Raw genomic sequence first — 21,487 nt, 5'->3', positions numbered from 1 at the left:
GGCAGATCGGATACCGCCTGACTCAGGCGGATTCGACGTTCGAACCCAACCGGGGGAAGGGGGCGGTGGAGAAGATGACCTCCACCGCCACCTCGAAGTGCGCCGCGAGGCGCAGCGCCAGGTGCAGGCTCGGGCTGTACTCGCCGCGCTCCAGATAGCCGATGGTCTGGTAGTGCACGCCGAGCGCCTCGGCCAGTTCCCGCCGCGAGATGCCGCGTTCGGCGCGCAGCATGGCGATCCGGTTGTAGATGACCTCAGTAGGCACGCTGCATAGCCCTATCACGGCGCGCGGCGAGCCTGCCGCCGGACTCCCTGCGGGCCATGCGGCGCAACAGGATCGGCGCCAGACTCAGGCCGAGGACGGCCCACACGCCGAGCACCGCTCCGGTCTCCCAGTGCCGCCAGGACGCGCCGATCTCCACGGCCGCGGCCGCGTCGGGCAGCATGGCCGCGCGGGTGCCGAGCCCCATCCAGTAGATGGGGAAGATCTGGCCGATCACCTGCAACCAGGTGGGCAGCGCGGTGATCGGGTAGAAGATGCCCGAGACGGCGCCGAGGGCCATGATCGGCAGGCCGAGGAGTCCGAGGCTGCGCGGGCTCGACAGCACCGATCCGACGACGGCCCCGATGGGTAGCGTCGCCAGCAATCCGAGCAGAACCGTCCCGATCAGGAGCAGCCAGGATCCCGGACCGCGCAGATCCGTACCGCCGATCATGATCAGGCCCGCGATGAGCACCACGACGAACGGGACCAGCACCGAGCCCGATACCGTGACCACCTTGCCGACGAGGTAGCCCAGGATGCCGTTGGGAGTCGCCTTGGCGCGCAACATGGTTCCGTCCTCGCGGTCGAGGACCAGGACCTGCGCCATGAGCATGGTGGCGTTGAAGCCGACCAGCATGCCCAGGATGCTGGGCAGTGCCAGTGTGCCCAGGCCGATGCCGGTCCCGCCGAAGGTGTGTCCGCGCATGAAGAACATGGCCACCACCGTGCCCATGGGCAGGAACAGCAGGGAGAACAGGTCTTCGGAGTTGATCAGTGCCTGGCGCAATTCGATTCCGCCCCTGGCGATTCCGAGCCGGATCGCAGATATGCGCGGATTCATCGCCCGACCTCCTCGAGTGTGCGCACCTCGGTCGTGTGACCGGATTCGAAGTCCCGGACCAGCGTCATATAGGTGTCTTCCAGTGAGGCGCGGCGCACCTCGAGTTCCCCGATCGCCGCGCCGTATTGCTTGAACAGTTCGTGGACGAATTCGGTGGCTTCGGCGGTGCTGTGCACGTAGCGCTGTCTGTCTCGGGTCCAGCGCACCTCGGCTTCCCCCGCGATGCGCCGGGACAGTTCGTCGGCCGAGCCGTCGGCGATGATCCGGCCGCCCGCGAGCACCAGGATGCGGTCGGCCAGTTTCTCGGCCTCGTCCAGGTCGTGGGTGGTGAGCAGGATGGTGGTGCGGTGGTCGTCGGCGAGCCGGTGCACCAGGTCGTGGAATTCGCGCCGGGCTTGCGGATCGAAGCTCGCGGTGGGTTCGTCGAGAAACAGCAGCTCGGGCTTGCCGACGATGCCGATGGCCACATCGAGTCTGCGTCGCTGTCCGCCGGACAGTGTCATGATCCGCTGCCCGGCCTGTTCGGTGAGTCCGACGGCTTCGATCAATTCGTCGGTGTTCCAGGGGCGTTGAACGCCGTTGGCACTGTAGGGCCGGTAGTAGGCGCCGAGGTGGGCCAATAGTCGGCGCACGGTCCATCTGCCGTGATCGCGCCAGGATTGCAGCACGATTCCGATGCGCGCCCGCCAATCCTCGCCGCCGCGCGTCGGATCGGTGCCGAGGATCTCGACTCGGCCCGCCGATGGTTTGCGGAAACCTTCCAGGATCTCGATGGTGGTGGTCTTGCCCGCGCCGTTCGGTCCGAGCAGTGCCACCACCTCCCCGCTGCGGGCCTGGAAGGTGACGTCCTGCAAGACATCTCGCGCGCCGTATCGCATGCGCAGCCGCTCGACGTCTATCGCGACGTCTTCACCCACGGTCATACTCGTCCCTCCGTTGTGGGTTTCAGATTCTTCGTAGCATATCTACTACATTTCATCGCCACAATGCGATCGACCGAGTGGGGATTCGGAAAATGAGAGCAGTGCTCTTGACGGAGGGGTGACGTTGTGCGAGAGTTGTTCACAACAGAGAGCAGCGCTCACAAGGGAGAAGATCAATGACCACCACGACACAGACCGCGGCCACTCGCTACATCGGCCCTTCGGGGCTCGACCCGATCATGAACCGCCTGGCCAACTGGCTGCCCAAGCTCGGAATCAGCGTCATGGGTTCGCGGCTGCTCGCCGTACGCGGACGCAAGAGCGGCGAATGGCGCACCACCATGGTCAACCTGCTGATCGACGACGACGGCGCCCGCTACCTCGTGGCCCCGCGCGGCCGCACCCAGTGGGTGCGCAACCTGCGGGTGGCGGGCGCCGGTGAACTGCGGCTCGGTCGCCGCGTCGAGACCTTCACCGCCGTCGAGGTCGCCGATGCCGACAAGATTCCGGTGCTGCGGCACTACCTGCGCAAGTGGGGCTGGGAGGTCGGCCGTTTCTTCGATGGCGTCACCAAGGACGCCTCGGATGCGGAACTGGCCGCCATCGCGCCGGGCTTCCCCGTCTTCCGTATTGGGTGAATCACACAGCGCGGGCCAGGAATTCGATGGCGGCCGCGTAGCCCTGAATACCCATGCCCGCGATCACGGCGGTGGCGATCGCGGAGAGGAAGGAGTGGTGGCGGAACTCCTCGCGCGCGTGCACATTGCTGATGTGCACCTCGACGATGGGGAGTTCCGGGATGACCAGCGCGTCCCGCAGTGCCACGGAGGTGTGGGTGAGTCCGCCGGGATTGATGACGATGGCCGATTCCGCGCCCCGCGCCCGATGGATCCGATCGATCAGCGCCCCTTCGGAATTCGACTGGAAGGCCACGATCTCCCGATCGAAGCGCGCCGCCGTCTCGCGGCACAGTTCCACCACGTCCTCGAGTGTGGCCGCCCCGTACACCTCGGGCTGCCGAATGCCGAGCATATTGAGGTTCGGACCGTTGAGGACCAGGATCGGGCCGGTTTCCGCCATGGATGCGACCCTATCCCGGTCCGCTATTACAGCCCGCGCGGACCTTCCGAACGCAGATCGTCGACCTTGCGCATGGCATCGCGCAGTTCGGCCAGCCAGTCCTCGGCGTGTTCGCCCGCGAGTCGGACCGTCCAGGCCAGCGCGTCGGCGCGGGAGCGGGCCACACCGGCGTCGACCAGGGTATCGAGCACCTTGCGTTCGGGCTGGCGCAGCCGGGTCATGACCGGCACGGCCAAATGCGTGAACATGATTCGCTTGCCGTCGACGCTGACGCCCCAGGCGACGCTGCGCCCGTAGCGGTGCTGGGCCTCGTCGGCGATCCGCATGCGCGCCGGGCGGGTGGTTTCCCGGAATCGGGCGATCAGACCCTCTTTTGTCGCCGTCGGGAGTTCCGAGGTGTCGGTATCGGTCGCTTCCGTGCCCGCTGTCGTTTCCGGATTGTCGAAGGCGAGCTCACCGATGACCACGATCTCGTCGCGATCGATCTCGAGTTCGGGCCTGCCCGTGAACCAGTTCTCCGGCAATCTTCCGGCGAACCAGTCGGCGGCATCGGTGGTCTCGGGGAGGTCGGCCTGTTGCCAACCGCCGGTGCGTCCGAAACCGCGACCGCGATGGGGATGCCTCATGGGTGATCACCTACTTACTGTGCTGCGTTTATTTCAGTGATTACAAGATTACGTCGAAATATCACGGTGGAATTCTGCTGCGCGCGAACGCGGAAAATCGCGGAATCACCCCTGGTCGCATCGGAAAACGCCGATCGAGCCCCCTCGTGCGAGAACCGGGGGGCGCGGCCGGTAGCGTAGCTGGGCGGTTTGTCGGTCCGAGGTATGGGCAACGCTATGGTCGGCCGCGTTCGGCGGGAAAGCGCGCCTTATCGGGCAGAATTGACATGCTGAGCACGGGTAAGGTCCTCGTCGGCCGACCAGGCCGCGAGTAGGTCCGATTCAGGTACGGTGGTCTTGTTACTGGAGTGACAAGAGTGAAGAGTGGGCGACATGGATGTGTGGGGATCCCGCCGCTTCCGCGTCCGGGGCGCGTTGGCACTCATGGGTGCGGCGGTGCTCACGTTTGCGATGGGATCGTGTGGACTGCAGAACAGAACGAGTGAGGCCGAGGCCGTCGTCGAACGGTTCACCGGCCTGCTCGATGACCAGAACTACGCCGACGCGGCCCAACTCACGTCCTATCCGAGCGCCGCGTCGGCAACGCTGAAGCAAATGTTCGCGGGCCTGCAACCCGGCAAGGTCGACTACAAGAAGACCCAATTCATCTCGCTGGACCGGGAATCCGCCATCTTCAGCATGGATGTCGCGTGGAACTTCGGGGACAAGCGCAACTGGAACTACTCGCTCAAGGGCAATGTTCGCAAGCTCGCCATCGGCTGGCGCATCTCCTGGGATCCCGCCGTCGTCATGCCGCAACTCGACCACAATCGCACCGTGCGCCTGGTGCGCACCATGCCGACGCCCGCACCCAAGGTCATCGACTACACCGGCCAGCCATTGATGACCGAACAGGTCATCAATGTGGTCAAACTCGATCCGGCGCGGGTCACCGATCCGGTGCTGTCCACCGACGCGTTGGCCAAAGCCATCGAACCGGTCGCCCCGCTCATCACCGGACCGGCGCTGCTCGAACAGTTGGCCACCTCGCAGGGCAAACCGATCGTCGCGGTGAACCTGCGCGAAGGGGATTTCGCGATCCTGGAGCCGAAACTCGCCGCGGTGCCCGGTGCGGTCCTGGAGAAACAGCCCAGGCTCATCGCCGCCGACCGGCGAGTCTGGTCACCGATGCTGGACGCGCTGCGCAAGGTCCAGGAGGACAGTCAGACCCAGCACTCCGGCTGGGGCGTGCAACTCTTCGAACAGGACGGTCGCTATGTCGGCCAGCCCGCCGGCTACCAGGGGCCACCCGGCCCGGATATCGCCGCCACCCTGGATCAGAAACTCCAGCGCGCCGCCGAGGACGCGGTGGTCAGCGTCGGCACCCCCGCCTCGATCGTGGCCATCCAGCCCTCCACCGGCGCGATCGTCGCGGTCGCGCAGAACAGTCAGGCCAGCGAGCACGGATCGGTCGCCTTCACCGGGCTCTACCCCGTCGGCGGCATGCTCGAACTGTTCCGCAATATCGCCGCGGTGAACAAAGGCAAAGCGCCGCAGGATATTTCGGTTCAGGATGCGGCCGAGGCGGCCACCGCCCTCGGCATCGGCGTCGACTTCAAGGTGCCCGGCCTCGACGAGGTCACCGGGCGGATCACCGTCGCGGGGCGCAGCGCCGAACAGGTGCGGCAGGGCGGCGGCAGCGACGCGGTGCTGGCCAGCCCCTACGGGATGGCCATCGCGGCGGCGTCGGCCGCGCGCGGCGGCGTCGTCGCGCCGATGATCGAGGTGGGCCGCCCCGGCGCCACCGAGGCGCAACTCGGTCCGCTGTCCCCGCAGGTGCAGGATCGGCTGCGCGCCATGTACCGCGAATCGACCGATCGGCCCGAGTTCACCACGGTGCGCACCTATCGCGACGTCACGGGATATATCGCCACCGCGGGTCCGGACGGCTGGCTCGTGGCCACCCTCGGCGACCTGGCCTTCGCCATTCACATCAACGATATCGACGCCGAGAACGCCACCTCGCGCATGGCCGCGCGACTATTGCAGTCACTGGCCACCCCCGACCGCGACAAGTGAATTCGGCTACCGCTCGAGCGCTTTCACCGCACCGCGCCAACCCAGCAGGAACAGCGCGAGCACCGCCGCCGCCACGCCGACGAAGCTGAGCGCGATGGTCTGACCGCTGAGCACGCGCAGCACCATGCCCCCGACCAGAGTGCTGAACCAGATCAGAATTCCGCTGGGCCACAGCGCCGTTCGCGGGAACCGATTCACCAGCACCACCGCCCAGCCGATGGCGAGCCCGGTCGCGAACGGCCACAGCGTGCGTAGCATGCCCGCCAGCACCGCCTCGTCATGACTGCGCCTGCCGATCGCACAGAACAGGATGACCAGCAGTGCGTCGACTGCCAACGGCGCCAATCTCTTCACCCTCGAAAGGGTAATCGGGCGGGCTTGCGGAACCGGCCCGCGACACCGCCGAACTCGCAGGCGCGGCCACGCAACCGGCTGGTAGAGCCCAGTTTTCGGATCGGAGAGAGATCGAACACTAGCGGGTGCGGCGCTGCTCGAATTCCTGCTCGTACTGGGCGTCGGTGGCGTCGGAGGTGCGGAACATGAACGCGAAGACGATCCAGCCGATAATGGCCACCAGCACGAAGCTGACCAGCCGGTACATGAACGCCGCCGCGACCGCCTGCGCGACCGGCAATTCCGCGCCGACAGTGAGCCCGTACATCAGGGTCGCGTCCACGTAGACGATGCCGCCGGGCGCGAACGGAATCGAGCCGACCGCCTTACCCGCCGTGAACGCGAGCAACAACCCGGCCAGTTTCGGATCCGCCCCCACCGCGTAGCAGGCCGCGCCCAGACAGGCCACATCCGCGAACCGGTGCACCACCGCCCAGCCCGCCACCGCCAGGCCGTCGCGTTTGCCCAGCTGGACCGATTCCAACTGGCTCAGTGTCTCGGCGAGTTTGTCCGCACCCGCGGTGGCCGGGCGGCGGCGCACCCGATTGACTGCCGCCAGCACGCACCGCAACGTCGACTCCAGTGCGCCCGGATTGCGCGAGACGTAGTTACCCGCGAGCACCAGCGCCAGCACCCCCGCCAGCGAGACGATCAGTTGAAACGGCCCGACCCGATCCCCGACCAGCACCGCGCCACCCACACCGAGCAGTGCGAGCCCGGCCGCGGCGACCACACCGGAGAACACCAACTGCCACGACGCCACGATCGGACTCGCACCCCAGCGGCGCGTCTGCCGATAGGTGAACGCGGTGGAGAACACCTGCCCGGCGGGCAGCGTCACCGCCATCGCGGTCGCGCCGTAGACCACCGCGACGGATCGACGCTGATCGACCTGCACACCGCCCGCGTGCAGCAGCCGCTTCTGCACCCGCGCGTAGCCGCTCATCGACAGCGCCTGCATCCAGACGCAGACCAGCACCCAGGCCCAGTACAGCTCGGTGAGCTTGCGCCAGGACTCGTGCAGGCGCGGCCACAGATACCAGCCCTCGCCGATCAACAGGGTGAGCAGAGCCGCACCGACCACCCAGCGGACCCACCGGTATCGGCCCCGGCCCGGCCCCGGCATGCCGCTTACCGCCGCGCCCGTGCGCGCGGCAGGGCGCGCGGATCCGTACTTATTCGCCGAGGCACGCGGTCAGCCTAACGAATCGACCGATTCCAGGCCGGTATCGTCGCCGTTCGCCTCGGAAGCGTCGTCCTTCGGCCAGGCAGGCACGGTCTTTCGGCGTCGGCCGCGCAATTGCACCTCATCGCCGGAAATCCACTGCCGCTGCTCGGATTCCTCGGCGAAATACAGTGCGCTGCCCGAGGCCAGCACCCGGCCCGGCTGATCCTTGGCCAATTCGGTCAATCGGGAGGCCTCGTTCACCGGGTCACCGATCACCGTGTATTCGAAACGATTCGCCGCACCTATATTCCCGGCCACCGCCAGCCCGGCCGAGACGCCGATACCGATATCGAGACCCGGCACCTCGCGCAGGGTTTCGCGCAGCTCACGCGCCGCCGCCAGGGCCGCGGACGGCGCGTCGGGGCGGTCCAGCGGAGCGCCGAATATGGCCAGCGCGGCATCGCCGACGAATTTGTTGACGAACCCGTGATGCCGATCGATCACATCGACGACGATCCGGAAGAATTCATTGAGCAGGCTGACCACTTCGGTGGGCGGATGTTCGGCCGCCGTCGCGGTGGAACCGACCATATCCACGAACAGCACCGCGACGAAACGCGTCTCCCCACCCAATTCGGTGCCGTAATCCAGCGCCCGCTGCGCCACATCCTCCCCGACATGCTGACCGAACAACTCCTGCAGATGACGGCGTTTGGCCGCCTCCTCCATCATCCGATTGAATCCCACTTGCAGCAGCCCTATTTCACTGCCGTCGAAGACCGCGACCTGCACATCGCGCGCCCCCGCCTGCACCCGGTCGATGGCCTGGCTCAATTGGCGGACCGGATCGGAAATGCTGGAGGCCGTCAGCATCGACAGCGCCAACGCCTGGGAGATCACCACCCCGCACAGCAGCAGAATCGAGATGGCCAGCGAGGTCGCGCTGAACTTCACATCCGAGGAGATCTGCGTGATGCACAGCAGCACGATCGCGAAGGCGGGCGCGAAGGTGCCCATCCCCCAGGTCATGGCCATTCTGGTGCCGACGCCCGCGGTGAGGGTGTGATCGAAGCTGCCCGCGGTGAGCGCCTCGGCGGCCACCGGCCGCAGAATTCGCTCGCCCAGCATGTAGGTGAACCCGAACACGATTGTAGCGGCCATACATTCGGTGACGATCACCGTCGCCGCCAACTTCGGCTCATTGACGATGATCAGCGCCGCCAGAATCGCGCCGCCCACCAACCACAGACCCAGATGCAGAATCGCTTGCCGCAGCGGCGCGTGCAGCGCCGCCATCTGCTCCTGCCTGCTGGGCGCCCCGCCGCGCAGCTGCCAGCGCATGACCGGACGCAGCATGAACGCCGAAGCCGCCACGCTGAGCAGCCCGCCGACCACGAAGATCAGGCCGGGCACGAATAACCCCAGATCCCGCACACCCGGCGCCGACCCCTCCGGAACCGGCAACCCGTACCGGATGAACGCCCAAACCAGCACCGCACCGAACGCATTGGCCAACAGCATCGACGCCAAATACAGCGGCCAACGCGTATGCATCGTCTGCTTGACGGCCTGCAAGTTCTGCGATAGCTCCTGCATGGTTGCTCAGCGGCCGCGCGCCGCAGTCGGTGCGCGGGTGTCCGTCGTCCATGGACCCCAGAAGGTCAGCCACATGGGACAACACGCTACCGGCGCGCAGTGCGCACCGGACAACCGCGCCGATGCGGTCGGCGCCAGGTTCGAGGAGGTATCGCCCAAGGGCTACCAGGCGTACCTCCGCCTTCGCTCCGGCCGTGCGCGGTCTGAGGAGGCTTCGCCGCTGTGGCATTAGGCTCGCGAGGGTGACCGACCCCAAGGTGAGCAGTCCAGCTTCTGATCGGCGCTCGGCGACGGCGGAGAGTCGGTGGGCCGTGCCGAAGGGGTGGGTGGCGGCGGATGCCGTGCATCCGCTGGTGCGGATGTCGGCCGAATGGTGTTGGCGACTGCTGATCATCTTCGGGGCCGCGTTCGCGGTGTGGCAGTTGATTCAGAAGTTGAACACCGTGGTTATCCCGACGGCGTTGGCGCTGCTGGCGGCCGCGCTGCTCGCGCCGCTGGTGAACGCGATGAATCGGCTCGGCATTCCGCGTTCGCTCGGGGTGTTCGTGGCGCTGGTCGGCTCGCTCGGGGTGGTGGCGGGCATCATGACCTTCGTTGTCGAACAGTTCATCGCGGGCGTGCCGCAACTGTCGGACGAGGTCACCCATTCCATTCACGCCATCCAGGACTGGCTGATCAACGGACCACTGCATCTGAGCAATGAGCAGATCCGGAACGCGGGCGACACCATCGTCAAGACCATTCGCGCCAATCAGGACGCGCTGACCAGCGGCGCCCTCGCCACCGCCACGGTGATCGGCCACATTCTCACCGGCGCGTTCCTGACCTTCTTCATCCTCATCTTCTTCCTCTTCGGCGGCGATCAGATCTGGGAGTTCGTCACCCGGCTGATTCCCACCGCGCACCGGGACCGGGTGCGCACCGCGGGCCGCTTGGGTTTCGGGACACTGGTCGGATTCGTCCGAGCCACCGTGGTGGTGGCGGCCGTGGACGCGGTGGGTATCGGCTCGGGCTTGGCGATCCTGTCGGTGCCGCTGGCGCTGCCACTGGCCTCGCTGGTCTTCGTCGGCGCGTTCATCCCCATCATCGGCGCGTTCCTGGCCGGATCCATCGCGGTATTCATCGCGCTGGTGACCAAGGGCTGGGTGACCGCGCTGATCGTGCTCGGCATCATCGTCGCGGTGATGCAGCTGGAAAGTCATGTGCTGCAACCACTGCTGCTCGGTCGCGCGGTGAGCATCCATCCGCTGGCGGTGGTGCTGGCCATCGCGGCGGGCGTGGTGATCGGCGGGATCGGCGGCGGTCTGATGGCGGTGCCGATGGTGGCCGTGCTGAATACCGCGATCCGCTCGCTGCTCGCCGACAATCCGGAAGAGGTGTACCAGCAATTGCATACGGGGACGAGGATGTTCGAGGCCGAACCGGATCAGCCGCGCGATGTGGAGATGCTCGAGCCTGCGGGCGGATCCGAATCCGTCCCGACGCACAATTCCGTCGAACACGAATCCGGTGCCGCGGCAGGCGAATCCGATGGCACCCGTTCGAACGGCTGAACCCGATATCGCGGCCGCGCCGCTGTGGCGGGCGGCGCAGGCGCTGCGGTTGGTCACACTGCTCTACGCGATCGGGCAGCAGATCGCCTCGGTGTCGCATTATCACAGTCGACGGTTGAGCTGGGTGTTGGTCGCGTCGCTGGCGCTGTGGTCGCTGATATCGGCACTGCTGTTGTCGCAGTGGCGTTTTCCCGAATCGGCGCGGCGGCTGCGCGGGTGGGTGGTGCTCGGGGACCATATCGTGGTCATCGCGCTGATGGCGTCCACCCGGTTGGTCGCCGATTACGGCTGGTATCACGGTCATCAGACGCTGCCGACCACGCTGTGGTCGGCGAATGCGGTGATCTCGGCCGGAATCCTGTTCGGCCCGGTCGGCGGTTGTCTTTCGGGTCTGTTGATCGCCACGGTCGCGCTCACGGTGCGCGATCAGTGGGGGCAGGACGTGTGGACGGATGCGACCGTGCCCGTTCTGGTCTCGGTCGGATTGGCGCTCGGTTTGGCCGCCGATACCGCCCGACGCGCCCAGGAGCAGTTGCAGCGCGCGGTGCGCATGACCGCGGCGGCCGAGGAGCGCGAGCGACTGTCGCGTCAGGTGCACGACGGAGTGCTCCAGGTGCTCAGCTATATCAAGCGGCGCGGTACCGAAATAGGCGGCCCCACTGTGGAATTGGCGCAGCGCGCCGGCGAGCAGGAGGTGGCGCTGCGCATGCTGGTCTCCGAGACCGGACCGCGTCCGGATTCCGGTGCGGCCGAGGTGGATCTGCGTCCACTGTTGAGTGTGCACGCCACACCTTCGGTATTCGTCTCGGCCCCCGGTGATCCGGTGCTGGTGTCGCGCTGGGTCGCGGGTGAGCTCGCCGCCGCCGTGGCCAATGCGCTCGACAATGTCGCGCTGCACGCCGGATCCGGTGCGAAAGCCTATGTGCTGCTGGAAGATACCGGTGACGAGTTGATTGTCAGCGTGCGCGACGACGGGGTCGGGATCCCGGCGGGCAGGTTGGCGCAGGCAGCGAGCGAAGGTCGGATGGGTGTCTCGCGATCGATCATCGAGCGCGTCGCGGCGCTCGGCGGTACGGCCGCGCTGCTCACCGAGGCCGACGGTGGTGAGGGCGCCGAGTGGGAATTCCGGGTTCCGCGATCGTGACGGGAGGCGTATGTTGACGGAAAATGCTGCGGCCGAGGAGATTTCGGTCATGGTGGTGGACGACCACCCGATGTGGCGCGACGGGGTGTCCCGCGATCTGGCCGAGGCCGGATTCCAGGTCGCGGCCACCGCGGACGGTGTCGCGGCCGCCACCCGGCGAGCGAGCGCGGTGCGGCCGACGGTGGTGCTGATGGATATGCAGCTCCCCGACGGCAATGGCGCGCTGGCCACCGCCGAGGTGCTGCGCGTCTCGCCCGACAGCCGGGTGCTGGTGCTGTCGGCCTCCGCCGAACGCGCCGATGTTCTCGATGCGATCAAGGCCGGGGCCTGCGGATATCTGGTCAAGAGCGCGTCGGCCGCCGAACTCGCCGCCGCCGTGCGCGCCACCGCGGCCGGACAACCGGTGTTCACGCCGGGTTTGGCCGGTTTGGTGCTCGGCGAGTACCGGCGCATGGCCACCGCGCCCGCGCAACCGGACCAACCCGCCCTCACCGACCGCGAGACCGAGGTGCTGCGCATGGTGGCGAAAGGGTTGTCCGCCAAGCAGATCGCGGCGCGGCTCGGGCTCAGTCACCGCACGGTCGAGAACCACGTACAGGCCACACTGCGCAAACTCCAGCTCGCCAACCGGGTCGAACTGACGCGGTACGCGATCGAACAGGGCTTGGAGTGACCGGGATCACCGATTTCGACGCGGTAAATCCGGGATTGCCCCGATATCGCGCGGGGGCTCCCATGGGTAATCTCGGTGACATGGGCGCTCCCGATCTCTCCAATGGCGCGCTGCCCCCGGTCGGTGACAGGGAGCTGCGAGTCTCCGACGTCGAACGCGAACACGTCGGCGGGCTACTGCAGCGTGCCGTCGGGTTGGGCATGCTGTCGCTGGGCGAGTTCACCGAGCGGATGGACACCGCCTTGGCCGCCAAAACGCGGGGTGAACTCAATGCCGTCCTGGTCGATCTGCCGGGTGTACGGATGATCGGTCAACCCGCGCCGCCGCGGCCGTTCGCCCAGCCCGCCTATGCCAAACCGCCCGCCCAGCCCGTCGCCGCGGGCAATGTCATCCGCAGCCGCATGTCCGGCGTCACCCGGCGCGGGCCATGGCAGGTCGCGCCCACCCTGCACCTGAACAACTGGTTGGCGGGCGTCACCCTGGATTTCACCGAGGCGGTGATGTCCACGCAGGTGGTCGAGTTGCGCATCGACGATGTGATGAGCTCGCTCACCTTGATCGTGCCCCCCGCCGCCACCGTCGACCTCAATGGCGTCGACCTGATCGGTTCCACGGTCAACAACAAGGTGCGCACCGGCCCGCCCATCGGCCCGCTGCACCTCGTCGTGCACGGGCGGGTTCGGCTCGGGTCGATCACCGCCAAGCACCCGTTCATGGCGCAGTGGCGCAAGCTCATTGGAAGTTAGCCCGGTACACCCAAACGTGAGGCGAAGGCCCGCAGCGGCATCTTCCGATCGTGATCGAGCAGTTCCGACACGATGTGTCGGGGCAGCGCCTGATATTTGATCCAGTCCGCGCCGCCGACCCGCTCGGCATTGAGCAGCGTGCTCAGCGCGTGCTCGTGGCGACCGGTGCGGGCCAGCGCCACGGCGGTATCGGTGAGGTGGCGGGCACGGGAGGCTTGGGGGAGTCCGCCGCCATTGGCCGGCATTGCCCGCGCGGCGGCCAGCGCCTCGGGATAGCGCTCGCTGGAGATATTCACATCCACCGTCTGCATGATGACTTGTGAAGGACCGAAATAGGTTTCGTAGTCCCTGCGGTCCATGCCCACGCGCCCGGCCACCTCCGAGGCGGTCTCGATCAGACTCAGGGCTTGCGGAACCTTCTGCTCGCGCCCGGCCGCCGTCGCGCCGAGCAGCACCAGCGATCCGTAGGCGCACAGCTGCGGTGCGCTCACCTCGCCGACGGGTTCCAGGCGCGCCGCCGCGGTGAGCGCCACCCCGCGCGCCTCCTCGTAGCGGCCCTGCACCAGTAGTTGCCAACCGACAGAGCCGCGAATCATGGCCAGCAGCAAGGGATCACGACCCAGTTCGGCCGCCGTCAGCGCCGACCGGATGGCCAGGAACGCGGGATCGGTCTGCCCCAAATGCACCAGGGTGCAACCGGTCACCCAGTACATGCGGGCCAGCAATTCGTTGGCGGCGGGGGCGGTGGCCGGATCGGCCGCGTGCACCGAGGCCCGCAATTGAATCAGACCCGAAGGCAGGATGGTGGTGAGCAATTCGTAGCGTCCCGCCCAGTACGCACCCCAGGCATAGGCCACCGCGCGCGCCGCCTCCTCGAGTTCGACGACCTCCTCCTCGCGGGTCTCGGCGAGCAGGTCGTCCACCGGGGTGAGCGCGCGGCGGATGGCGACAATCCCGGTATCCGGGTTGCCCGAGGGTATCCCCTGACGCTTGCCGATCAAGTCCGAAATGTCGACATCCAGTGCGCGAGCGAGCTTTTGGAGGCTCGCGATGGACGCTGTCTGCCGTCCGCCCTGCTCCAGCTTGCGCACCAGGTCCACGCTGACCCCGGCCTGGTCGGCGAGCTGACGCTGGGTGAGGGCCTTGCCGCGGAATTGCCGAATGCGCATCCCGATCGACGAATCGTCCATTTGCCCAATCCCTTTGTTAAATCTGGGTTTCAGGGTACGACGGTAGGTGATCGCGGAGCCCAAAAGTGGGACATTGCGTACGACTGGTTCCCCTGTCGCTGGAATACCGTTGCCTTTCTGCAACTTTGACTTTCTGCAACTTTGAGAATGCACAGGGGGTGCGGCAGCCCACCTCGCCCCCGGTACGGGAGGACTGACCCCGATGTTCGAGTTGTGTCGATCTCCGCATGACATTGTCGATCTGCTGCGTTACCAATTCGGCCTGCCGGTTCAACTGGTCGCGGGCCGCCCGATGATCGCCACCGGATCCGTGCTGAGCGCGGTGGTGATGCCCGCCGCTCTGGGCACCCCGGTACTGGCCGCCCTCGACTGCGACTACATCGCCCCCGTGGTCGCCGATCCGGGCGACCGCACCTGGACCTTCCTGGTCACCCCACCCGCCCCGGCGCTGCCTGTCGAAGTCCCCCTGCGCCGCGCCCTCGCCGTCCACGCCGTCACCATCGTCCCCGCAGGCCGCAACCTCATGCTCCCCTGCACCGATTCCCCGCAAGGCTGGCACTGGGCCGCCACCCCCACCCCGGCCCTGCTGCGCCTCCCACCCCGCTCCACGATCCTCTCCGCCGTCCTCCACCAAACCCGCACCCACGCCGCGATCCCTTAGACACGGCCGAGCAGTCCGAAGAGCGCTCCGAATCCGCTGGTTCATGCGGCAGCACAACTCGCCGCATTGGTTAACCTGTGTGATGCCGCTTCAGCCCGAGATCACGCAGGCCGACCTCCGCAACAGATCCGAAGCGATCCTGGATGCGGTCGAACACGGCCGCTCCTTCATCGTGACCCGCGATGGTCACCGGACCGCCGAGCTGACCCCGTTGCCGCGCCGTCGTTTCGTGACGCGCGCGGACTTCGCCGCGAAGTCCCGCGATGCCCCGGCGGTCGACCTCGACCTATTCCGCGCCGACCAAGACGCGGCCGCCAACCGCGAGGCGAGCACGTCTACGAGCCAGGCATGACGGCTGAGTCACCGGCTGCCCGTCGCACTATGGCAGTCCGTGTCAGTAGAGCGACATCTTCTCGGTCAGTAGACTGAGTTCATCTGCCGTCTTGCGGCTTTCAAGCTCGACCGGCGGCAGCAGTTCGTCAGCGACGAAGCAGCGATGCCGCGACTGGAAGGCCGATGGGTACAGCACATTCGCGTCATACACCACGGTGAATGCCAAGTCAGTAAAGCCCCATCTCCTCGGTGAGCTCGGTCAGTTCGTCTGCCGCCCTACGGCTTTCGACTTCGGACTGGTGTCGATAGGCGGCTAGGGAAGCCGCCTTTATACGGCGGTGCGAGCCAACCTTGCGGTACTCGATTTCACCGGCGTCCAACAGCTTCACCAAATATGGTCGCGAGACGTTCAGTATGTCGGCAGCCTGCTGGGTAGTGAACTCGGCATGCATCGGCACAACACTGACTGCCTGGCCTGCCGCTGTATTGGCAAGGACTTGACGCAGCACCTCGGCAACCGTGCGTGACACCGTCACGATCCGATCGTCCGCTTCGACGCGGATCGTGACGTCGGACCCACTGGAATCCGAGTCGAGGATCCGATTGAGTTGGCAGAGGGCCTGGTTCGCCTGCTCTGTCCCGTTGGGTCCGGCTTCTGGGGTCATTCCGGACCGTTGGTTTACCTTCAACCCGATCACCTCCTAGTCGAAATATACGAAATATTCGAATTAAACGCAACGTAGGAGGTGTGCTGGTCCGCTGGACTCGGCCCCGGAGTCCAGCGGCGGCGGCTACTCGTTGTCGCGGCGGCGGAGGAGTTCGTTGACGCTTACGGTGCGGCCGTCGTTGTTGTGGTGGCGGCCTTCGTCGCGGGGGGTGGCGCGGCGGGAGGAGCGGAGTTCGGCCATCCAGCTTTCGATGCTGCTGCGGCTGGTGTGGGGGCCGTTGTCCGGTTCGGGTTCGGGGGTTTGGGGTTGTGGGGGGACCGGGGTGGTGGCGTCGGTCGATGGAGTGGTCGGGCGCGGGGGGAGGATGCGCGGGGTTGGTTGGCCGGGCGCGTTTTGGGGTGCGGGCGGCTGAGTGGGGGGAAGGGGGCGAGCCGGGTTGATCGGCTGCCTGCGGATGGCCGAATCAGGTGTGGGGTAGCCCGGCTGGGTGGGGTGCGGCGGGTTCGGGGGCATCGGCTGGGGGGCACGGAACTGTTCGCCGCGTTGGGGGCTGGGCTGGATCGGGCGCGGTGCCGGGTTCGGCGGCAGATTGCGCGGATCGATCGGCTGCGGACCGGCGGTGGGAGGCTGGATGCGTCCCGTCGGGTCGATGGGCTGTGGACCCGAAGTGGGAGGTTGGATCCGGTTGATGGGCTGTGGACCCGAGGGGTGGGTGCGTCCCGCGGGCTGCGGTCCGGACTGGCCGCGTCCCGCCGGATCGGTGGGCTGCGGACCCGAATGGGGCGGCAGGACGCGCGGCTGGTTGCCGGGTTGCGGCGCGGAGCGCGGGGGCGCGATCGGGCGCTGTGCGGGCGGAAGGTGGTCCGCCGGAAGGGAATTCGGGGGGAGGTTGTGGGCGGACGAATCCTGGTCGAAGGTGTTCGGATAGTCCTCGCGCGCCATCGGTTCGGTGGCGGGGGGATTGGGTTGTCCGCCGCGGTCCGTATTGGTCAGCGGGGCGGGTGGGATGGGTGCGGGGGCAACCGTGCGCGGCGGTGCCGGCGGCTTGGTCGCGCCCGGCGGGGTGGTGCGAGTCGGGAATTCGTTGGAGCGCACGGTATCCGAGGGTGATGTCCAGGCGCTGAAGTCGCCATTGCGCAATGCCGCGGCCATGGCGGCGTCCGCATCAGCGGCCGCGAATTCGGTCGACGCCGCGTAGGTGTCGCGCTCCACGGGCGTGCCGTAGAAGTCGCGAGCGGGCGTTTCGGCCTGCGGTCCAAAGGAATCGCGGGGTTCGGCAGGCGGACCATAGGAGGCGCGTGCCGGTGGCTCGTTCGCTGCGCCGAATCCGCCTTGACCGGGGCCGAATTCACCGGGGGCGCTCCTGAATTCGCCGAGGCCGGTACCGGACTCGACCGGATTGATCCGGAATTCACCGAAGGCGGCATTGGACTCGCCGGGGGCGCTCCTGAATTCGCCGGGGCGAGCACCAGGCTCGCCTGCGGCGCCCGAATATCCTGTGCCGAATTGTCCTGGTGCCGCACTGAATTGGCCTGGCGCAGTACCTGATTGATTCGGGGGAGTGCCGAATTGGTCCGAGCCGGCGCTGAATTCGCCACCGGCAGCGGCATTCTCGACGCCCTCGGGCGCGACTACCGTCTGCGGCGGCATGGGCCGCGTCGGATCATGCTTGGTCACAACAGGTTTGGCGGTCTTGATCCTATCGAACCGCACGGTCGGCGCGGACGATTCGATCTCGTGAATGCTGCGCTTGCGCGGCGGCGACTTCTTGGTGCTGCCGAGCGCGGGCATGATCGTAGTGACCGGGTCGGTGACGGGCGTGGTCTTCACCAGGTCGACGACTTCGGCATTGCCCGGCATCTCGTCGTCGAGGACGGGTTCGCTGAGTCCGACTTTCTCCTGGATCTTCTTGAGCCACTTGGGTGCCCACCAGCAGTCGTCGCCGAGCAGTTTCATGGTGGCGGGCACCAGCAGCATGCGCAGCAGGGTGGCGTCGATGAACAGTGCCGCGACCATGCCGTAGGCGAGGTACTTCATCATCACCAGGTCGGAGAAGGCGAACGCGCCGGTGACCACGAGCAGGATGAGCGCGGCGGCGGTGATGATGTTGCCGGTGTGCGCGGTGCCCGCGCGCACCGCCTCGGTGGTGGACGCGCCCCTGGTCCTGGACTCGACCATGCGGGAGAGCAGGAAGACCTCGTAGTCGACCGAGAGGCCATAGATCACCGCCATCATGAGCACCAGGACCGGCGACATGATCGGCTGCGGGGTGAAGTTGAGCAGTCCGGACCCGTGTCCGTCGATAAAGATCCAGGTGAGAATGCCGAGGGTGGAACCCAATCCGAGCGCGCTCATGAGCGCGGCCTTGATGGGCAGCACCAGCGAGCCGAAGGTGAGGAACATCAGCAGCGTGGTGACGAGCAGAACGATGCCGATCATCCATGGCATGCGTGCCAGCAGCGTGTCGATGCTGTCCTTCTGGATGGCGGGCTGGCCCCCGACGTAGAGCTGAACGTTGTCGGGTATGTCCATCGAGCGCAGGTAGTCGATCGTCTCGTCGGGTTTCTCGGAGTCGATCAGGGTGGCGCTGGTGCGGTAGATGGTCTTGTCGGTGTTCGACTGGGAGGGCGCTTCGAAGGTGCCGATCAGGCCGGGGGCCTGCTGGGCCTGTTTCCAGACCTTGCCGACGTCCTGGCTGTTGTCCGACACCATGACCAACTGCACCGGGTCCGTCTTCTTCATGGGGAAGACCTTGGTGAAGTTCTGCAGCGCGACGCGCACCTTGTTGTCGGGTGGCAGGTAGCGCTCGTTGATACCGCCGAAGGCCAGATTCTTGACCGGAATGATCAGCAGCAGCAGCACGATGCACAGCGGGATGGCGATCTTGAGCGGGTGCTGCATCACCCAGCGGGTGGTCTTGCCCCAGATGCCGTTCTCCACCTCTTCGGCGGTTTTGGTGCGGCGGAATCGTTTGAGGCCCAGCATGTCCACCCGCGGGCCGAGGACGGCCAGCATGGCGGGCAGCATGGTGATGGCGGTGAGGGCGGCCAACGCCACGGTGGCGATGGAGCCGTAGGCGATCGATTTGAGGAAGCCCTGCGGGAACAGCAGCATGCCGCCGAGGCTGGCGATGATCATGGTCGCGGAGAACACGACGGTGCGGCCCGCGGTGACGACCGAGCGGCGCACGGCGGCGCGGGTGTCATAGCCTTCGGCCAGTTCCTCGCGGAAGCGACTGACGATGAACAGCCCGTAGTCGATGGCCAAGCCGAGGCCGATCATCGAGACGACATTGGAGATGAACGAGTTCACCTCGGTGAACTGCGTGATGGCCATGATGATGCCGTTGGCCGCGATGATCGTCAGCCCGCCGACGATGAGCGGCAGCGCGGCGGCGACGATACCGCCGAAGATGAAGAACAGCAGGATCCCGACGGCCGGGATGGCGATCAACTCCATGCGCCTGGCGTCGCTGGCGATGGTGTCGTTGAGGGTGCCCGCGACCGCTTGCAGGCCGGTGACCTGCACGTCGACGCCCGGTATGTAGAAGGCGTCCTTGACCTTGCGGAAGTTGCGCACCATATCGCTGTCGTTGTTGCCGACGATGGCGATCGAGGCGAAGGCGTACTTCTTGTCCTTGGACCCGAAGGTCGAGGCCAGGGTGGGGGTTTTGTCGTCGATCTTCCAGTAGGCGCCGTTGACCTTGTCGATCTCGTCCGGATACTGGGTGTGCAGTGTCCGCAGGTTCTCGATGATCTTGCTGTTCCACTGCGGGTCGTCGATCGTCTTGCCGTCGGGCGCGGTGTAGAAGACGATCACATCGCTGAGGTGGTCGCGCCCGAAGGCGCCGTCGGCGATATGGGCGGCCTTGGCCGATTCCGAGGTGGGATCGTCCCATCCGCTGGAGCTGAGGCGGTCTTCGACGCCGAATCCGTACGCGCCCAAGGCCAATAGGGCGGCACCGACTATGCCGATGACGGCAAAACGCAGTTTGTAGACCAGATCGCCCCAGCGTGTGAACACTAAGCGACTCCTTAGGCGGGGCGTGAGGTGAGCAGCGCGGACAGCGGACGGAACGGTTGCAGCCAAGCGCCTTCGTCGGGCAGCGAGTCGAGGCTCACCCTGGGCAGCGGTTCGCGGAACACACCGGGGATGTCCTCGAGGTCGATGAATTCGAGGGTATCGGATGTGACGGCCCAACTCGCGTGCTCGCGGAAGCCGAGCACCTGCACGGGCACGCCCGCGGCGGCGATGCGCTCGAGTGGTTCGCGGAAGGCTTGACCGTCGGCGGAGGCGACCATGATGCCCGCGAGTCCGGCGCCGCGGCGGCGCATCTCGATGTGGGCGAGCATATCGGCGTCGACGTCGGAGTCCTCGTCGATCTTCGGTTTGGCGAAGACCGCGTAGCCGACATTGCGCAGCGCCTCCACCCAGGGCCGCACCACATCGGCGGTGCCGGGGGCGATATTGGTGAAGACGGTGGCCTCGGGTTCGACCCTGGTGGGGCTGCCGACCGATAGCTCGGCGGTGCGGGCCAGCAGCCAGCGGCCCAGCGCGTCGAAGCGGGGGCGGTAGGCGGCGGTGGGGCGTCCGCCGAGAATGGCGCCGAGGCCCATATCCAGGTTGGGTGCGTCCCAGACCAGCAGGACGCGTCGCACGTCGGGCGCCGGATTCATACCCTCGGGTACGTTCGCGTGCACCTCCCCGGCAACATCGGCCACCTGGTGGGCCATCTCGCTGACGCTCATGAGTCGATCTTCCCCCATATGAGCTCGGTGATGGTGCTACCTGCGCGATGTGCCTTGCCCTCGAATTTGGTGACGGGGCGTTCGAATCCGATCGGGGCGGTGTCGCGGTGTTCGGCGCTCACCCCGCCCGTGGTCTCGTTCAGGCCGATGAGCTGGGGTTCGGCCGATCCGACCTCCAGGATCTGCTCGGCGTACTCCGCGTGGTCGGTGGCCACGTGCAGCACCCCGCCGGGCATGAGCCGATCGGCGACGAGGGCGACGGTGGCGGGCTGCAGCAGCCTGCGCTTGTGGTGGCGCGCTTTGGGCCACGGATCGGGGAAGAAGACGCGCACCCCGGTGAGCGAACCTTTGGCAATCATGTTTTCCAGTACGTCGACGGCATCGCCGCGCAGCAACCGGATATTCGGGATCGCCTCGCGCTCGACGCGCTGGACCAGCTGGGCCAGCCCCGGCTGGTACACCTCGATACCGATCAGGTTCAGGTGCGGTTCGGCCTGCGCCATGGTGGCGGTGGCCGTGCCGGTGCCGCAACCGATCTCGACGACCAGCGGGGCGGATCTGCCGAACCAGGCGGCGGCGTCCAGTGGCGCGTCGGCGACCTCGCGGCCGATGACGGGCCACATGCGATCCCAGGATTGCTGCTGGGTCGGGGTGAGTGCCCCGCGGCGGGAGCGGAAGCTCGTCACCCTCGGGTAGAGGCGCGAGCCGGAATTCGGGCGAGCCGCCTCGGCCGTACCGGCCGATGCTGTGGACGGCGGGCCCGGAACCGACTCGGCAGTGTGGTTGGCGGCGTCGTTCACGCCGTCCATTGTCCAGCATTG

Annotated in this window: 21 protein-coding genes and 1 pseudogene; 8 read left to right on the top strand and 14 right to left on the bottom strand. The window is 66.9% G+C overall.

The window, feature by feature from the left end; all coding sequences use genetic code 11:
* Positions 1-22: 22 nt before the first annotated feature.
* The 3 genes from D5S18_RS11465 to D5S18_RS11455 are packed head-to-tail and all read right to left on the bottom strand — an operon-like array spanning position 23 to position 2,029.
* The gene (locus D5S18_RS11465) at positions 23-265 is read right to left on the bottom strand and encodes a helix-turn-helix transcriptional regulator (protein WP_239003674.1); all 243 of its coding nucleotides are present in this window, start codon (positions 263-265) and stop codon (positions 23-25) included.
* Positions 255-1,106: an ABC transporter permease gene (locus tag D5S18_RS11460; RefSeq protein ID WP_120039757.1), complete on the bottom strand. Its 852-nt coding sequence runs from the start codon at positions 1,104-1,106 to the stop codon at positions 255-257. The genes D5S18_RS11465 and D5S18_RS11460 overlap by 11 nt, the downstream gene beginning before the upstream one ends.
* Positions 1,103-2,029 (bottom strand): ABC transporter ATP-binding protein, encoded by a 927-nt coding sequence (locus D5S18_RS11455; protein WP_120039756.1) that lies wholly within the window; start codon positions 2,027-2,029, stop codon positions 1,103-1,105. Before D5S18_RS11455 ends, D5S18_RS11460 begins: the two co-directional genes overlap by 4 nt.
* Positions 2,030-2,205: 176 nt before the next feature.
* On the opposite strand from D5S18_RS11455, the gene D5S18_RS11450 reads away from it, so the two are divergent.
* Positions 2,206-2,667, top strand: a complete 462-nt coding sequence (locus D5S18_RS11450) for a nitroreductase/quinone reductase family protein (protein WP_120039755.1) — start codon at positions 2,206-2,208, stop codon at positions 2,665-2,667.
* A gap of 1 nt (position 2,668) precedes the next feature.
* Here the strand turns inward: D5S18_RS11450 and aroQ are convergent, their stop codons facing one another.
* Both aroQ and abmR read right to left on the bottom strand, forming a co-directional pair.
* Entirely contained in the window at positions 2,669-3,109 is a 441-nt protein-coding gene (gene aroQ, locus D5S18_RS11445; RefSeq protein WP_120039754.1) for a type II 3-dehydroquinate dehydratase, read from the bottom strand.
* Between the two features lie 26 nt (positions 3,110-3,135).
* Positions 3,136-3,735: an ATP-binding transcription factor AbmR gene (gene abmR, locus D5S18_RS11440; protein ID WP_120039753.1), complete on the bottom strand. Its 600-nt coding sequence runs from the start codon at positions 3,733-3,735 to the stop codon at positions 3,136-3,138.
* 372 nt (positions 3,736-4,107) lie between these two features.
* On the opposite strand from abmR, the gene D5S18_RS11435 reads away from it, so the two are divergent.
* On the top strand, positions 4,108-5,793 hold the full coding sequence (locus tag D5S18_RS11435) for an NTF2-like N-terminal transpeptidase domain-containing protein (protein WP_239003673.1): 1,686 nt from the start codon (positions 4,108-4,110) through the stop codon (positions 5,791-5,793).
* Between the two features lie 6 nt (positions 5,794-5,799).
* Here the strand turns inward: D5S18_RS11435 and D5S18_RS11430 are convergent, their stop codons facing one another.
* The 3 genes from D5S18_RS11430 to D5S18_RS11420 form a co-directional block, all read right to left on the bottom strand.
* A complete protein-coding gene (locus D5S18_RS11430; RefSeq protein ID WP_120039752.1) occupies positions 5,800-6,147 on the bottom strand; it encodes a DUF3054 domain-containing protein in 348 nt (115 codons plus the stop codon).
* Between the two features lie 118 nt (positions 6,148-6,265).
* Complete coding sequence (locus D5S18_RS11425; RefSeq protein WP_120039751.1) at positions 6,266-7,312, bottom strand: lysylphosphatidylglycerol synthase transmembrane domain-containing protein; 1,047 nt, start codon at positions 7,310-7,312, stop codon at positions 6,266-6,268.
* Positions 7,313-7,381: 69 nt separating this feature from the next.
* The gene (locus D5S18_RS11420) at positions 7,382-8,908 is read right to left on the bottom strand and encodes an adenylate/guanylate cyclase domain-containing protein (RefSeq protein ID WP_239003731.1); all 1,527 of its coding nucleotides are present in this window, start codon (positions 8,906-8,908) and stop codon (positions 7,382-7,384) included.
* A gap of 284 nt (positions 8,909-9,192) precedes the next feature.
* Between D5S18_RS11420 and D5S18_RS11410 the strand changes: the two genes are divergently transcribed.
* From D5S18_RS11410 to D5S18_RS11395, 4 genes are all read left to right on the top strand, one after another.
* On the top strand, positions 9,193-10,503 hold the full coding sequence (locus tag D5S18_RS11410; protein WP_439651105.1) for an AI-2E family transporter: 1,311 nt from the start codon (positions 9,193-9,195) through the stop codon (positions 10,501-10,503).
* On the top strand, positions 10,481-11,647 hold the full coding sequence (gene macS / locus D5S18_RS11405; RefSeq protein WP_120040618.1) for a MacS family sensor histidine kinase: 1,167 nt from the start codon (positions 10,481-10,483) through the stop codon (positions 11,645-11,647). The genes D5S18_RS11410 and macS overlap by 23 nt, the downstream gene beginning before the upstream one ends.
* 49 nt (positions 11,648-11,696) lie before the next feature.
* The gene (locus D5S18_RS11400; protein ID WP_239003730.1) at positions 11,697-12,320 is read left to right on the top strand and encodes a response regulator; all 624 of its coding nucleotides are present in this window, start codon (positions 11,697-11,699) and stop codon (positions 12,318-12,320) included.
* An 80-nt stretch (positions 12,321-12,400) separates the two neighbouring features.
* Positions 12,401-13,066 (top strand): DUF1707 SHOCT-like domain-containing protein, encoded by a 666-nt coding sequence (locus tag D5S18_RS11395; RefSeq protein ID WP_120040616.1) that lies wholly within the window; start codon positions 12,401-12,403, stop codon positions 13,064-13,066.
* On the opposite strand, the gene D5S18_RS11390 is transcribed toward D5S18_RS11395, so the two are convergent.
* Complete coding sequence (locus tag D5S18_RS11390; protein WP_120039748.1) at positions 13,063-14,256, bottom strand: helix-turn-helix domain-containing protein; 1,194 nt, start codon at positions 14,254-14,256, stop codon at positions 13,063-13,065. The two genes, D5S18_RS11395 and D5S18_RS11390, sit on opposite strands and share 4 nt — an antisense overlap.
* A gap of 202 nt (positions 14,257-14,458) precedes the next feature.
* On the opposite strand from D5S18_RS11390, the gene D5S18_RS11385 reads away from it, so the two are divergent.
* On the top strand, positions 14,459-14,917 hold the full coding sequence (locus D5S18_RS11385) for a hypothetical protein (RefSeq protein ID WP_120039747.1): 459 nt from the start codon (positions 14,459-14,461) through the stop codon (positions 14,915-14,917).
* Positions 14,918-14,960: 43 nt separating this feature from the next.
* Positions 14,961-15,269 (top strand): type II toxin-antitoxin system Phd/YefM family antitoxin, encoded by a 309-nt coding sequence (locus D5S18_RS11380; protein ID WP_239003672.1) that lies wholly within the window; start codon positions 14,961-14,963, stop codon positions 15,267-15,269.
* Positions 15,270-15,311: 42 nt separating this feature from the next.
* On the opposite strand, the gene D5S18_RS34835 is transcribed toward D5S18_RS11380, so the two are convergent.
* The 5 genes and pseudogenes from D5S18_RS34835 to trmB all read right to left on the bottom strand — a co-directional run bounded on the left by D5S18_RS34835 (position 15,312) and on the right by trmB (position 21,475).
* On the bottom strand, positions 15,312-15,476 hold the full coding sequence (locus D5S18_RS34835; RefSeq protein WP_158607855.1) for a hypothetical protein: 165 nt from the start codon (positions 15,474-15,476) through the stop codon (positions 15,312-15,314).
* A 1-nt stretch (position 15,477) separates the two neighbouring features.
* On the bottom strand, positions 15,478-15,948 hold the full coding sequence (locus tag D5S18_RS11375; protein WP_239003671.1) for an excisionase family DNA-binding protein: 471 nt from the start codon (positions 15,946-15,948) through the stop codon (positions 15,478-15,480).
* A gap of 1,590 nt (positions 15,949-17,538) precedes the next feature.
* Positions 17,539-19,941: pseudogene (locus D5S18_RS11370) on the bottom strand (MMPL family transporter); the annotation flags it as partial.
* A gap of 11 nt (positions 19,942-19,952) precedes the next feature.
* Positions 19,953-20,666: an NYN domain-containing protein gene (locus tag D5S18_RS11365; RefSeq protein WP_203236681.1), complete on the bottom strand. Its 714-nt coding sequence runs from the start codon at positions 20,664-20,666 to the stop codon at positions 19,953-19,955.
* Positions 20,663-21,475: a tRNA (guanosine(46)-N7)-methyltransferase TrmB gene (gene trmB / locus D5S18_RS11360; protein WP_120039744.1), complete on the bottom strand. Its 813-nt coding sequence runs from the start codon at positions 21,473-21,475 to the stop codon at positions 20,663-20,665. Before trmB ends, D5S18_RS11365 begins: the two co-directional genes overlap by 4 nt.
* Between the last annotated feature and the right edge of the window lie 12 nt (positions 21,476-21,487).

The organism is Nocardia panacis, from assembly GCF_003598715.1.
Taxonomy (GTDB): domain Bacteria; phylum Actinomycetota; class Actinomycetes; order Mycobacteriales; family Mycobacteriaceae; genus Nocardia; species Nocardia panacis.
This window is presented reverse-complemented; position numbering and strand designations above follow the sequence as displayed.

What these genes read in the sequence shown, in the direction of transcription:
- D5S18_RS11460 (WP_120039757.1), bottom strand. Translation starts at nt 1,106, where the DNA reads ATGAATCCGCGCATATCTGCGATCCGGCTCGGAATCGCCAGGGGCGGA.
- D5S18_RS11455 (WP_120039756.1), bottom strand. Translation starts at nt 2,029, where the DNA reads ATGACCGTGGGTGAAGACGTCGCGATAGACGTCGAGCGGCTGCGCATG.
- D5S18_RS11450 (WP_120039755.1), top strand. Translation starts at nt 2,206, where the DNA reads ATGACCACCACGACACAGACCGCGGCCACTCGCTACATCGGCCCTTCG.
- aroQ (WP_120039754.1), bottom strand. Translation starts at nt 3,109, where the DNA reads ATGGCGGAAACCGGCCCGATCCTGGTCCTCAACGGTCCGAACCTCAAT.
- abmR (WP_120039753.1), bottom strand. Translation starts at nt 3,735, where the DNA reads ATGAGGCATCCCCATCGCGGTCGCGGTTTCGGACGCACCGGCGGTTGG.
- D5S18_RS11435 (WP_239003673.1), top strand. Translation starts at nt 4,108, where the DNA reads ATGGATGTGTGGGGATCCCGCCGCTTCCGCGTCCGGGGCGCGTTGGCA.
- D5S18_RS11425 (WP_120039751.1), bottom strand. Translation starts at nt 7,312, where the DNA reads ATGCCGGGGCCGGGCCGGGGCCGATACCGGTGGGTCCGCTGGGTGGTC.
- D5S18_RS11420 (WP_239003731.1), bottom strand. Translation starts at nt 8,908, where the DNA reads ATGCATACGCGTTGGCCGCTGTATTTGGCGTCGATGCTGTTGGCCAAT.
- macS (WP_120040618.1), top strand. Translation starts at nt 10,481, where the DNA reads ATGGCACCCGTTCGAACGGCTGAACCCGATATCGCGGCCGCGCCGCTG.
- D5S18_RS11400 (WP_239003730.1), top strand. Translation starts at nt 11,697, where the DNA reads ATGGTGGTGGACGACCACCCGATGTGGCGCGACGGGGTGTCCCGCGAT.
- D5S18_RS11395 (WP_120040616.1), top strand. Translation starts at nt 12,401, where the DNA reads ATGGGCGCTCCCGATCTCTCCAATGGCGCGCTGCCCCCGGTCGGTGAC.
- D5S18_RS11390 (WP_120039748.1), bottom strand. Translation starts at nt 14,256, where the DNA reads ATGGACGATTCGTCGATCGGGATGCGCATTCGGCAATTCCGCGGCAAG.
- D5S18_RS11385 (WP_120039747.1), top strand. Translation starts at nt 14,459, where the DNA reads ATGTTCGAGTTGTGTCGATCTCCGCATGACATTGTCGATCTGCTGCGT.
- D5S18_RS11380 (WP_239003672.1), top strand. Translation starts at nt 14,961, where the DNA reads ATGCGGCAGCACAACTCGCCGCATTGGTTAACCTGTGTGATGCCGCTT.
- D5S18_RS11365 (WP_203236681.1), bottom strand. Translation starts at nt 20,666, where the DNA reads ATGAGCGTCAGCGAGATGGCCCACCAGGTGGCCGATGTTGCCGGGGAG.
- trmB (WP_120039744.1), bottom strand. Translation starts at nt 21,475, where the DNA reads ATGGACGGCGTGAACGACGCCGCCAACCACACTGCCGAGTCGGTTCCG.